The 12,870-nt window shown below is 59.7% G+C and carries 8 protein-coding genes; 1 reads left to right on the top strand and 7 read right to left on the bottom strand.

Features of this window, described 5'->3' with window-relative positions:
* The 7 genes from BBF94_RS18385 to BBF94_RS18355 form a co-directional block, all read right to left on the bottom strand.
* A partial coding sequence (locus BBF94_RS18385) for a DUF6531 domain-containing protein (protein ID WP_065260410.1) occupies positions 1 to 3,411 on the bottom strand: 3,411 nt, incomplete at its 3' end.
* Positions 3,411 to 4,148 carry a DUF4123 domain-containing protein gene (locus BBF94_RS18380; protein ID WP_065260409.1) on the bottom strand — a complete coding sequence of 246 codons (738 nt, stop codon included), beginning with the start codon at positions 4,146 to 4,148 and terminating at the stop codon, positions 3,411 to 3,413. The genes BBF94_RS18385 and BBF94_RS18380, both read right to left, overlap by 1 nt.
* Positions 4,138 to 6,180, bottom strand: a complete 2,043-nt coding sequence (tssI, locus tag BBF94_RS18375; RefSeq protein ID WP_065260408.1) for a type VI secretion system Vgr family protein — start codon at positions 6,178 to 6,180, stop codon at positions 4,138 to 4,140. The genes BBF94_RS18380 and tssI overlap by 11 nt, the downstream gene beginning before the upstream one ends.
* A gap of 131 nt (positions 6,181 to 6,311) precedes the next feature.
* A complete protein-coding gene (locus tag BBF94_RS18370) occupies positions 6,312 to 6,827 on the bottom strand; it encodes an Hcp family type VI secretion system effector (RefSeq protein WP_065260407.1) in 516 nt (171 codons plus the stop codon).
* Between the two features lie 317 nt (positions 6,828 to 7,144).
* On the bottom strand, positions 7,145 to 8,524 hold the full coding sequence (hglS, locus tag BBF94_RS18365) for a 2-oxoadipate dioxygenase/decarboxylase HglS (protein ID WP_065260406.1): 1,380 nt from the start codon (positions 8,522 to 8,524) through the stop codon (positions 7,145 to 7,147).
* A gap of 111 nt (positions 8,525 to 8,635) precedes the next feature.
* Positions 8,636 to 9,574 carry an alpha/beta fold hydrolase gene (locus BBF94_RS18360; protein WP_065260405.1) on the bottom strand — a complete coding sequence of 313 codons (939 nt, stop codon included), beginning with the start codon at positions 9,572 to 9,574 and terminating at the stop codon, positions 8,636 to 8,638.
* A gap of 16 nt (positions 9,575 to 9,590) precedes the next feature.
* Entirely contained in the window at positions 9,591 to 11,045 is a 1,455-nt protein-coding gene (locus BBF94_RS18355; protein ID WP_065260404.1) for a flavin-containing monooxygenase, read from the bottom strand.
* A 187-nt stretch (positions 11,046 to 11,232) separates the two neighbouring features.
* Here BBF94_RS18355 and BBF94_RS18350 point away from each other — a divergent pair, with 187 nt between their 5' ends.
* Positions 11,233 to 12,471, top strand: coding sequence for a M20/M25/M40 family metallo-hydrolase (locus BBF94_RS18350; RefSeq protein WP_065260403.1), 1,239 nt, complete (start codon positions 11,233 to 11,235; stop codon positions 12,469 to 12,471).
* The last annotated feature ends 399 nt before the right edge of the window (positions 12,472 to 12,870 follow it).

Raw genomic sequence — 12,870 nt, 5'->3', positions numbered from 1 at the left:
GTTGGCGTCGTAGTTGTAGCGGCGCTGGAACAGGTTTTTGTCGCGTTGGCTGACGCTGTGGGCCTGCAAGCGGCCTTGTTCGTCATATTGATACTGGCTGAGCAACAGGCCTTGCTGGCGTTGCTGTTCGCGACCACCGCTGAACTGGTGGGACGTCAGGCGCGAGCCATTGAGATCGATGCCGCTGAGCATGCCGCCGGGTTGGTGGCGGTAGTCGAGTTTGCTGCCATCGGGCAGGCGGCAGTGCTTGAGCTGGCCGACGCTGTCGTACTCATAACGCAAGGTGCCCCAGCCCTGATGTTCGGTGACGAGGCGATCTTGCAGGTCGTATTCGTAGGCGAGCGGCCAGTGTCCGTCGTCGACGTTGACCAGGCGGCCAAGGGCGTCGTAGCTGTAGTGAATTTCTTCGCCGTCGGGAAGGGTCTTTACCAGCAACCGGCCTGCGGTGTCGCGTTGGTACTCAGTTACCAACTCGCTACCGTCTTCACCGAATTCGGTTTTCTTCAGCAATTGGCCGTTGAGGTCGTATTCGTATGCGGTGCGACGACCGTCGAAGCCGGTTTCCTGTTGGATTAGGCCATTCGGGAAGTAGTCGAGGTGGTAATGCTCGCCGCGCTCGTTTTCGATCTCGGTCAGCAACAGGCGCGAGTTGTCGTAGCGGTAACGCAGCTGGCTGCCATCCGGGTTGATGCGACGGCTGACAAGGTGCAGTTTATCGGCGTATTCGTAACGGGTGACGCGGCCGAGTTCGTCGCGTTCGGCAGTGACATTGCCGTAGGCGTTGTAGGTGAACGCGCGCGTTGCGCCGCCCGGCAAGATAATTTGTGCGAGGCGGTTAGCGGTATCCCACTGATATTGGGTGATGGCACCTGATTCTTCTTGCCGAGTAATCTGTCGACCCAAAGCATCGTAGCGATATTTGCGTTGACCGCCATCGGGCAGGCGTTCCTCAAGCAATTGACCAAGGTTGTTCCAGCCCAGTTGGTGGCGGCTGCCATCCGGGTGACGGATCTCCAGCAGACGTCCTTGACGATCGTAGCTATAGAACGTCGAATTTCCATCCGGGTCGATTTGCTGAGTGACATCACCCTGTCTGTTGCGTTGATACTTCCAGCTGGCTTTGCCACGGTGAACATCGCTGACGAATCCGTTGCTGTATTCGTACGTGGTGGCTTCATCTTCAGGAGGGATGACAGCGGTCATCAATCCATCATCGTCGTACCGATATTCGGTCACGGCACCGAGAGGATCCTTTTCCGCGATCAATTGGCCTTTGTCGTTATAGGCCTTGAGGTGCTCGGCACCATCCGGATCGATCTTGCTGATCAGTCGCGCCTGATCGTCGTGGGTGTAAACCTCTTCGCTGCCATCGGCGTTGGTAACGGTCACGCTGCCTTTGTCATCCCAGACGTAGTGCGCGTCCATCTGCGAGAAGTTTGCCCAGTGGTGGATGCATCGAGCCAGTTTGCCTTCGTTCTCCCACTCCCAGAAGAAGCTCGCGCCGCCGGCCAGTTGCCGCTCCAGAATCACGTGTTGAGCGTTGTAGCGATAACGCTCGGCTTCCCCGGCGGCGTTCTTTGCTTCAATCAACCGGTGTTGCGCGTCATAGGTGTAGGTGACCAGTGTCTGGACGGTGTGCCAGGCATCCTCAAGATTGTCCGCTGGAAGAAACTGCTGATAGTCGACAGCCACAATATGTTTGCGGTCGTAGCGCAAAAGCAGCGAACGACTGGCGCCGTTGTCGAGGCGTTTTATACGGCCATGTATGTCCCGGGTAATGTGAAGGCGGTTGCCATAGCTGTCGCTGATGGCGATCAGGGTTGCGCCTTTGCTGTTGAAGCGGAAGTGGTAGAACGATGGGCGTTTGCCTGCTTGGGCTAGTACCAGTTCGGACGGGTCATCGCCGAGGAAAATGGCTGCACGCGAGAGACTGTTGGTAATCGCCGGGCGTTGCTCGCTTGGAAGCGGGAACGGTGTTGAGCGGTTTTCGTGGTCGGTCCAGATGACCTCATCGCCCACGATTTCGATGCGGTGGGCAAGGGCGTGACTCCAGCCGTACCCCAGGCCACAGTCGATTTCGACGGCGCTGGTTCTGTACAGGCGCGTCCATTCAAACGGCAGCAAGCCATCAAGTTGGCCATCTGTCAGCGTCAGCAGCTCTTCGCCGGTGACCATCGAGACCGGGCATCCGTTGGTGCAGGTTTCCGAGGCAGGCTCGGCACTTTTTTCTGCGGGCGACTTTGCCTGTCGGGATACATCGTCTCCCGCTTTTCCTCTACCTAGCGTCGCGTTTCTCTTTCCATCAAACCTCAGTTCAGAAACACCATTTCTCACCTTCGCCGTAACCCCACGCGCCGCAACGGCAGTGTACTTGGCGACGTATTCCATGAAGCCCTTGATGATCTTGAATACGGACTCCACAAAACCAGTGACAGCCTTGATGATGATCTGCCCGTACTTTTTCAGGCGTGCGGCGAGATAGATTACGCCCGTACCTTCCGCAGCAATTGTCAGCACGATACCAATCACGATGTCGATGGCGATGCCGACGACTGCCGCAGTTGTCATCTTTGCTGATTCACCAGCCAGTTTCGTTGGTGGCAAACCTGCCAACCAGATCACGGCACTGCGTACCATCAGGAACAGTGCGGCTTCGTCGCTGGCCAGCAACATCGCTTTTTTCATGACGTCCGGGGATTGTTTAGCCAGATCAATCAGCTTCTGGGTACCCGCTCCCAAATCGTTGGCAAATTTTCCCGGATTCTGAAGGATGTCGAGAACCAGACTGATGCCATCCCACACCCCTTTGATAGCCTCCCAGCCGCCCTCAAGGATGCCGCTGCCAACAGCCATCGCCATGCCGGATGCAGACAGATTCGACCATTGCGGTTTGAAACCGGCCCATTCTTTGCGCAGGAAGCCTTCAAGGTCCGCCGTGATGCCTTTGTAGGAATTGAAAAGGGTGTCGATCTGGCCGGGCGTCACTTCGTTGTGAACACGGATTTTGTAAAATTTGCCGGGAATGCCACCTGTCCAACTTGCCTTGCCTTGGGCGTCAAGTTTGACCTTGCTGACTGCGCCACCTTCCACAGCAACGATTTCAACTTCGATATTGCCAAGTGGAATGTCATAAACCGATTCAAACTTGCTCTCGATCAGCAGCGGTCCCTTCAAAGGGCACCGGGCCACGTTCGACGTGAAGTCGCCGTCTGTCATGCTCACCGATTTGCTGGTGTTGCCGACCTTGATCACTCGCTCCATGCCCAGCAGGGAAGGCAGGTCGGCGGCCCGACTGGCCTTGTCGGCAGCTCTCGCATACCAGGTTTTGGTTTGTTCCTGGTACAGCGTCAAGCTGTCCTTGAAGGTGTCAAGTTGCTTGTCAATGAAAGCAATGCGTTCCTTCACGATCATCAGCCTTGCTCCATAATCAGGTGATCCAGCAGTTTTTCTTTGCGGTTTTCAGATGTGTCCGGCCGACGCACGAAACGGGTGATTTTCAACTTCAGATTGTTCTCGGGCCACGCGCTGTAGAGGTCCGGGCGTGCCTCTTCGAGCCATTGCATCAAGTTGCCGACCAGCGTCGTCCGGTCTTCTTCCGCCAACTGATCCAGCAGCTTCTTCGGCACCTCCCACCACGGCCAATCCCTCACCTTCGGCACCACCCTCGGCCCGACTTCCAGCGTTTTGCCATTGATCAGATACCGCTCGAACACCGGCAGCACTTCCCCGGCCGTCTCACCCAGCCCTTCAAGAATCGGATAGATATGCCGCCCGTCCCAGAAGCGGAAAAACACCTCGGTGCCGTCCGGCATTTTCACTTGAGTCAGGCTGCGCAGGTGTTCGAAGACTTCGTTGGGTTCGGAGCGGGAGACGGCCAGCCACCCCCAGTCGAGGGCGTCGGTTTCGGTGATCCAGGGCAGGAAGGCCGAGTTGGCCTTGAGTTCGGCGACGTAGGGCATCACCGGTTGCCAGGTGGCGTAGGGCGTGCCGCCCCAGATGGGAATGGCCTGGACGGTGGGCTCGCTTTGGTAGAGGTTCTTGAGTGCGTCGGCATCGCTGGCGGCGCTGACGATCAGGTACAGGCGTTCGTCTTTTTTCAGCGGCTGTTGTGCCAGCCAGTCCTTGGGTGTCAGTCGATTAGATGGCACAGGCACCTGCCTTGCATTTTTCGCATTCTTCACAGAACGGCGCGTTGCGTTTGAGCGTATTGATTTGCGCCGGGGTCAGTACGGCACCTGCCTTGTCGGCGTCGGCCTGTTTCAGCACGCCGGGCAGCAGCGGGGCGGCGCCGGAGCCGCTGCCCGGGCCACCGCCGGAGTTGATGTTGATCGCCGGCCCGCTCATGGTCACGCCGCCGCCATCGATCTTGATGAAGCTGCCGCCACCGACCAGCGTCAGCTCAGCCCCGGCCTCCAGCACGACTTTCATGCCGCTGCTCAGGTGGATTTCCTGGCCGGCATCGATGAACTGGCCGGTGCCGATCTTGATGTGCTGGTTTACGCCCACGGTCAGGTGGTCGTTGGCGCGGGCTTCGACTTTGCGGTCTTCGTAGACAGTGTGGTGTTCCTCGGCCTTGAATTCCGTGTAGCTGTTCTTTTCCACGATGTCGTGGCGTTCGTTGCCGACGCGGATCTTCTGGTCGTGCTCGATGTTCTCGTCCCAGTCGCGCTGGGCGTGCAGGAAGATCTGTTCCTGGCCTTTCTTGTCTTCGATGCGCAGTTCGTTGAAGCCGCCGCCACCCATGGAGCTCAGGGTCTTGAAGGTGGTGCGGGTCTTGTTCGCCGGCAGGGCATAGGGGACGGTGTTTTCCTTGTGGTACAGGCAGCCGCTGATCAAAGGCTGGTCGGGGTCGCCTTCGAGGAAGGTAACCAGCACTTCCATGCCGATGCGCGGGATGGCGATGCCGCCGTACTGGGCGCCGGCCCAGGCGGAAGACACGCGCAGCCAGCAACTGGTCTTGTCGTCGGCCTGGCCTTCGCGGTCCCAATGAAACTGGACTTTCACGCGACCGTATTCGTCGCAATGGATTTCCTGGCCTTTCGGGCCGGTGACCACGGCGCTCTGGCTGCCGAGGATGCGCGGTTTCGGGTGGCGCAGGGGCGGGCGGTTAGGCACGTCCCATGGGGTAGCCTGGAAGCGGTTGCGATAGCCCTGATGGAAATCGTCTTTCAGCGCCGTGGTGTCACTGGTGACCGACTCTTCCAGCACTTGCGGCTGCTTGCCTTCGTGCAGGACCTCGGTGAGCAGCCACAGATCGTTCCACTTGGCCTTCGGGTGTTCCTTCAGCGCAAGGAAATGGCCGCTGACCAGCAACGGCTGATCGCTGCGACCCTCGGCGAGCTGGAAGTCGCTGCGATGGCGTTCGAGGGCGCGTTTGGCCAGATGCTTGCCGCGCTCGCGGTCGACGAAGCGGCCCGGATAGTCGTAATCCTCGAGGTCGGGCAGGGCATCGCCACGGTTTTCGCTTTCGAGGGTGATGCGCGGTTTTTCGAAGTCATAGTCGCGGCGGGTGGTTCGGCTGGTGCGGGTTTCCAGGCGCAGGTCGAAGCGCTTGATCACCGGGGTGCTGGCGACCATGCCGGAGTCTTGCTGATAGGCCACCGGCGCCAGTTTGCGGAACACCGTCTGGTCATCGCCGAACACCAGCTTGTGGGCCGTGGTGCTGTGCTGGAAGTGGTAATGAATGCCTTCCTCTTCGCACAGGCGCTGGACGAAATGCAGGTCCGATTCGTCGTACTGCACGCAGTAGAGGCGATCGGGGTAGATCGAGCCGGTCTGGAAGGCGTAGGCGTTGCTCTGGATGCCGTGGTCTTCGAGGACCATGCCGATGATCTTCGGCACGCTGAGGTTCTGGAAGATCCGCTGGTTGACCCGGTGCGCCAGGTACGAAAGTTGCGGGCGCAGGGTCACGGAATAGCGCGTCAGGCGCTTGCCGGAGTCGCCTTGCGCGGCGCGGTAGATCAGGCCGTGAATGCCGCTGCCGTCGGGCGACAGCTGCAGGAAGGCCGGTTTGTGCAGCAGGGTTTCGAGGTCCAGCGACGGCTGCTCACTGACCAGCTCCACCTCGAAGGCAAATGGCTGGCTGACGGCTTCCCGACCGGTGACGGTATACACCTGGAAATCAACGGAAAGCCCTTCGATGGTCAGGGCAAAGTGGGTTTCATTGGCCGGCGCGAACATCCCTTGTTCCTCGTGCTGTACAGCGGCGTTCGTCGATGACCGTCAAGCGGATCAACGCACGCGAAATTCTGGAGGGGCGTAAACAACATCGACCAGCAGAGCTGGCCGATGCTTGCAACAGTCAGCCGTAATTAAACGACTGGAGCACGCCAGTCATCGGAACCCGAAGTACCGGATACTTCGTGGGTCCAGGTGATTTTGCGGTAGGTGAACTGCACTTCTTCCAGGTGGGTGAAGTGAGCGTTCGATGGGTCCTGGCAGTTGTGCATCTTGTTGTTGATGGCGACGATGATCGCGTCTTCCAGTTTGGTGGTGTAGTAGTGCTCTTGAGTACCTTGAGCCGAAGTGCGGTACCACTGGATGACGATTTCGCTCATGCGCTCGCCGGAGGTCAGGGCAGCTTGCAGCAGAGGCGAAGACTTGTCGTAGACCTTGGTGATGATCACTGGCTTGTGAACGCGCTGACCGGTTGGCTGACCGGACTGTGGGTCACGCGGGATGATCACGTCGTGGCTGAACGCCTGAACCATGACCTGGTCTTCGTGACCTTCCTGGTAGGTGTTGCCAACGGAGTCGGCGGTGAAAGCGCCGGCAGTGATCAGGCCTTGTTTTTCGCCGGTAACCGACATGTACGCTGGTGTTGCCATGGGAGGTGCTCCTTGCGGATAAAGTTAGGGTGCCCGGGAGGCGAAATCGCCCGGTGGGTGCCTGACTGTTATCAAGGAGCGTGCCAGGTTTTCGCAAGCCCCGTAAAACAAGGGGCGGGCGGGAGGTGTCGGCGGATTTCGATGAAAAGAACGCTGTTTCAGGCAAAAAGTGCGCAAGAAGTTGCGCAGTGCTGCGCAACTTCTTGCGCACTTGGCTGGAGGCCTTGTTAAGCAAGGCCTCCAGCGGTTCGAGAGGCCATTTGTTGCGGGCGACTGCGCAACTTCTTGCGCAGTATGGCCAGGCGCCGTTTCGTCGCTTATCGAGTCAACGCAGCGAGGCATTCTTCGATCGAGCGTCGCTGGGTTTCGGCATAGAGCCCCAGCTCATCGATGGTCGAGCGTCCCAGGGCCTGTTCGAAGGACTGCCGGTTGGAATGTTCGCCATAGTGCGCCTGCGCCGCATCGCCCAGGTTTGACTGAAAAATCCCCGCTGCACTGACAGGCAGGAAATCTTCGTACACCAGCGGTTCGGCTTTCACATACCCGTCGCGCAGCAGTTCTTCCAGCGAGACCTGGGCAGGACGACCCGCCGCCAGCCCTTTGTCCGTCACGAAATAGCGAAAATACGCCAATTCCTGCTCGCGCATGCCATCGAGGCTGTCCGGGAATTCGCTGAAGTGCTGCGCCATCAGCGCGTTGTAGCGCGAGGCATTGGCTTCGTTGGGAAAGTCGCCCAGCTCATCTCGTGCTGCATTCAGCAGGCGGTCGTACAACGCCCGACCCTTGGGTGTCAGCGCTGCGCCCCGTTGTTCGATTTCGCCGAAGCGGGCGCTGTGGCTGCCACGGGTCTGCGTCTGGTCGGTGAAAGCGATCGGCTCGTCCAGCGCCTTGAAACTGGTCTGGCGCAGGAGGATCGGATGTTGCCGACGAGGTGGCCCTTCGATGACCGCTTTCGGGGTGATGCCATGCAGCGGCATCTGCGCCTGAACAATGTCGATGTCCAGGGTGCGCGGGGTCAGGTGGTTGATGTGCGGGCCCTTGAACGCGACGACGTCGGCAATCAGACGATGTTGGGCGCTAAGGGTCTGGTATTGCGCGGCGGTGACGGTCGCGCTGTGGTGCCAGCGAAAAGTCTCCAGCGCTTGCAGGACGAATTCCCCGGCTTCGGATTCATTCAGTCCGCCGACGGATTCGGCCCGTTCAATCAGGCGCAGCGCCTCTGACGTAAAGATCGAACGCTGATCCAGCACCGACCGGGCGAAGGCTCGCAGTTCGGGGTCCTCGATCAATTCCAGCCGCAGCAATGAGGTGAACACCCGGAACGGGCTGACCTGCAGCGCAGCTTCATGCACCGCACGGAATGCCGTGGAATGCACCGGCACCCCGGCGGGCGTCAAGTCGTAATAACCCACGGGTTGCATGCCCATCACCGCAAACAGGCGGGCAAGGGTGGCCAGCTCGGTGGCGGTGCCGACGCGGATTGCCCCGTGGCGTTCCATGTCCAGCCGTTCGATTTCGCCGGTGCTGTGCAATTGACTGGCGAGCTGCGGTTCGCGTGCGAGTACATCGCGGTTGGTCTGCTCCACCAGTTCCATCAGGGCGCCGTACAGAGGCACCTCTTCGCGGTACATGTCGGACATCGCTTTGGAGAAGCGCTGGCGGATCAGGTCGGGGCTGACGAACGGCTGCACGGTCATGAAAAAAATTCCTGGCACGGTCACGTAAAGGGTGGAGGAAAAGATCGCAGCCTTCGCTCACGCGGGCAAACGAAGAATCCTACGGACTTCATTCTGCCAACGACTGATCGTTTACCTGTCCGTGCGCGAATGTTCTCCGAGGAACTCCCGATACAAACGCGCCGTGTTCGATGGCTGTTCGACCATCGGCATATGACCGACCCCGTCCCACACATCCACCCGCAGATTGGTGATGCCTTTGCTCCACACCGGCACGCTGCTGACATCGATCAACCGGTCCTTGCGGCCCCAGAGCAGCAGCGCCGGACACTTGATGTCGGCCAGTCTGGGTTCCATCGGCGGACTGGCGCGGAAATCCCGGAAAATCTCTTCCAGTTCGTCCCGTTGTTGCTCGTAGCGCTGGGCAATGGCGTCCAGCACCAGGCCAGGCACCCATGGCGGTGAGGCCATGGTCATCGCATAGAAGTGTCGGAATTCTTCCCGTGAATTGATCAGGAACGGATTGTGCCCACGAGCCAGGTGACGCTCCATGTCGCTGGCCTCGGGCGCAGTGACGCCTGCCGGGTCGATCAGCGCCACCGAAGCGATACGGTCCGTGTAGGTCGCCGCCAGCCAGGCGGCGATATAGCCGCCCATGGAGTTGCCGATCACGTGGACTTTCTCGACGCCGCAGACATCGAGCAACTGGATCATGCGCTTGGCCTGAAGCGGAATGTCGTAGCCGCCACCGGCCTTGAAGCCGGTTTCGCCGTGGCCGGCGATGTCCGGGATGATCACTCGGTACTGCCCGACAAAATGCCGGGCGAAGCGCAGCCACAGGTTCTTTTCGGCGCTGAAGCCGTGCAGCATCAGAATGCTGCTGGACGCTTCATAGGGGCCGCCTTGCCAGGTCGAGACGGTCATTTCGGTGATCGGCACTTCGATCTTGTGCAAGCGATAGAGTCTGGCCTCCAGGGCCGTGCTCAGATCGTAGAGCCAGTGGCCGACCGCCGGGTAGCTCAACCAGCTCCAGGCCACGAAAACCGCGAGGGCGACAAACAGCAAGAGCATCGGAGGTCTTCCTTGTTCAAGACAGAATGTGGTCGGCCGGTTTCAGCCCACGGGTCAACCGGTAAAAGCTGAAACTGAAGCCGGGGAACATCGCGATCACATGACCGCTCCTGCTTTGATACCAACTGTGGCAGCCGCCGGTTTTCCAGACCGTGCGCTCCATCTCCCGGTGAATCATCTGAGTGTAGGTACGTTCTGCTTCGTGGCGAACTTCGATGCTGCGCAGTCCCTTGGCTTGAACGGTGCGGATGCAGTCGAGGATGTAGTTCATCTGCGATTCGATGATGAACAGTGCCGAGGTGTGACCGATGCCGGTGTTCGGCCCGGTGACGATGAACAGGTTGGGAAAGTCCGGCAGGCTGGTGCCGAGATAGGCGCGGGGATACTGCGCCCAGACGTCGCGCAGTTTAATGCCGTTTTTTCCGCTGACCGGGTAGGAAATCACGCCATCGGTGGCGTCATAACCGGTCGACCAGATGATCAGGTCGACATCAATGTGCTGGCCATCCGTGGTGGTGATGCCGGTTTCGTCGAGGGCGACGATGGCCTGGTCGCGACTGTGCAGCGTGACATTGGCGCGGGTCAGCGCCGGGTAATAAGTGTTGGAGAGCAACACCCTTTTGCAGCCGATGGTGAAGTCCGGTGTGAGTTTTCGCTGCAGTTCGGGATCGGCAACCTGGCGTTTGAGAAATTTCAGCGCCTGGTTCTGCACCATGTGAATCGCCGGCTTCGAATACTTGAAGGCGATGATCCGGGTTTCGAACTGCCAGTAGATCATCCAGCGCAACAGCTTCCAGGCCGGTTTCAGCCCCAGCAGCCAGCGCTGGAAACGTCCGAACTTTCGGTCGGGGCGTGGCAGCACCCAGTGGGGTGTTCGCTGAAAAACGTGCAAATGCGCAACATCCGCTGCAATCGTCGGAATCACTTGCACCGCACTGGCGCCGCTGCCGACGATGGCCACCCGTTTACCGCGATAGTCGTAGCTGTGATCCCAATGGTTTGTATGAAAGGTCTTGCCCTGAAAGCGATCCTGACCGGGGAAGTGCGGGACGACCGGCTGACTCAACGGTCCGGTGGCATTGATCAGGAACTGCGCGTAGTAGGTGCCTTTGGTGCCGGTGTATACGGCCCAGCGCTTTGCGCCGTCGTCCCATTCGATATGTTCGACATTGGCTTGCAGTTCCACCCGGTCGCGCAGACCGAAGCGCTCGATCACCTGTTCGGTGTAGCGATGCAGCTCGGCCTGTCCGGCGAACATCTGTGTCCACGGGAAGGGCGCGAACGACAGCGAATACAGGGGCGACGGCACGTCCACCGCCGCGCCGGGGTAAGTGTTCTGGCACCAGGTGCCGCCGAAAAAGTCCCGCCGTTCCAGCAGGCGAAAATCGTCGATGCCGGCCTTGAGCAGGTTGACCGCCGCACACTGGCCACCAAAGCCGCTGCCGATGATCAACACTTGATAGCTCTGCATGGGGTTCCTTCTTGGAGTCTTTTTTCCGTTTTCTTCCTTTCATGTATAGCCAACCATTTGCCTGACGTGTGCTGGAAATGGTGCGGATCCGGCTTCGCTCTGGACAGGATGGGGGTCGCATCCGGTATGGAGCCCCGGGGCGATGTCAGGTACGGTTCAGTACCCGACACGAAACAAGGATTGATTCATGACGTTCAATTTCCCTCGTTCTCTGCTCGCCGCCGGCCTCGGCCTGACTCTCTCTTTGGCAGCCGCCGGGGCTTTCGCCGAACCGCACAAGCAGATGCTCGCCGACGCCGAACAGTACAAGCCGCAAGCCCTGAAGCTGCTGGAGCGGCTGGTCAACATCGATTCCGGTTCCGGCGATGAAAACGGCCTCAGGCACGTCAGCGAAATCGCCATCGACGAGCTGAAAAAGCTTGGAGCCACCATCGAGCTCGTACCCAACACGCCGGAAAAGACCCACCACGTACTCGCCACGTTCAAAGGCACCGGCAAGGCAAAGATCCTGCTGATCGCGCACATGGACACCGTGTTCAAGGAAGGCTCCGCCGCCGAGCGACCGTTTCACATCAAGGACGGCCGCGCCTACGGGCCAGGGGTGATGGACGACAAGGGCGGCATCGTCGCCGGCATCTATGCGCTGAAAATCCTCAAGAACCTCGACTTCAAGGACTACGCGCAAATCACATTCCTGCTCGACGCCAGCGAGGAAACCGGTTCGGACGTCGCCACCGACCTGATCAAGAAAACCGCCAGACTGCACGACGTGACGCTCAACCTCGAACCGGGTCGCCCGGCGGATGGCCTGGTGGTGTGGCGCAAGGGCAGCGCCACCGCGCTGGTCGAAGTGAAGGGCAAGGCTGCTCACGCCGGCGTCGCACCGGAACTGGGGCGCAATGCTGCGATGGAGGCGGCGCACCAGATCCTGCAACTGGGCAAGCTCGGCGACGAAGCGAAGAAAACCACCATCAACTTCACCGTGCTCAAGGCGGGCGACCGCACCAACGTGATCCCGGATCAGGCCACGGCCAAGGCTGACGTGCGGGCAGCGGTGCCGGAAGAATTCGACCGGATCGAGAAGGATCTGGCGCGGGTGTCGCAGGACAAGTTGATCCCCGAGACTGAAGTGAAGACTACACTGCAACGCGGCCTGCCGCCGATGCCGCAGACGGCGGAGTCGGATCGTTTGATGGCGATGGCCCAAGGGATCTACGGCGAGATCGGCCGCAAGTTGACTGAAGAAGGCAGCGGTGGGGCGGCGGATGCGAGCCTGTCGGCCGGGGTGGGGACGCCGACGCTGGACGGGTTCGGGATTGTTGGCGGCAACATTCACACGCCGGAGGAATATGCCGAGGTGGAAAGCGTGGCGCCGCGGATATATCTGTTGGCGCGGATGATGATGGAGTTGGCGAAGGGGCGGTGAGCAGTGGACTCGGCGGGGTGTCAGGTTTTCCCCTCACCCCAGCCCTCTCCCAGGGGGAGAGGGAGCCGACCGAGGTGTCTTGCGCAATACATCGACCTGAAGCACCCAGTCGATTACGGATTCAGCGCAAATCTTCCACGTCGGTGTATCTCACCAATATCCCCCAATCGGTTCCCTCTCCCTTTGGGAGAGGGCTAGGGTGAGGGGGCATTTGTAGGAAGTGAAGAAGACGTGAGCGGCGCACAACTTTCCAAGACCTTTCCTACAACGTACCCTGTTGTCGCGTTTCGGTGCCGACCCCTATAGTCTGGGCTCGCGGAAAACTCCGCGAACGATCTTGGTCGGTCGGTAACCTGAAACGTAACAGCGCCATCTCTCAGAGCAGTTTCTGGGCAACGT

The organism is Pseudomonas bananamidigenes (genome assembly GCF_001679645.1).
GTDB classification, from domain to species: domain Bacteria; phylum Pseudomonadota; class Gammaproteobacteria; order Pseudomonadales; family Pseudomonadaceae; genus Aquipseudomonas; species Aquipseudomonas bananamidigenes.
Note: the sequence above shows the minus strand (reverse complement) of the source record. Positions and strands in the feature narration are given on the sequence as shown.

What these genes read in the sequence shown, in the direction of transcription:
- BBF94_RS18370 (WP_065260407.1), bottom strand. Translation starts at nt 6,827, where the DNA reads ATGGCAACACCAGCGTACATGTCGGTTACCGGCGAAAAACAAGGCCTG.
- tssI (WP_065260408.1), bottom strand. Translation starts at nt 6,180, where the DNA reads ATGTTCGCGCCGGCCAATGAAACCCACTTTGCCCTGACCATCGAAGGG.
- BBF94_RS18360 (WP_065260405.1), bottom strand. Translation starts at nt 9,574, where the DNA reads ATGCTCTTGCTGTTTGTCGCCCTCGCGGTTTTCGTGGCCTGGAGCTGG.
- BBF94_RS18350 (WP_065260403.1), top strand. Translation starts at nt 11,233, where the DNA reads ATGACGTTCAATTTCCCTCGTTCTCTGCTCGCCGCCGGCCTCGGCCTG.
- BBF94_RS18355 (WP_065260404.1), bottom strand. Translation starts at nt 11,045, where the DNA reads ATGCAGAGCTATCAAGTGTTGATCATCGGCAGCGGCTTTGGTGGCCAG.
- hglS (WP_065260406.1), bottom strand. Translation starts at nt 8,524, where the DNA reads ATGACCGTGCAGCCGTTCGTCAGCCCCGACCTGATCCGCCAGCGCTTC.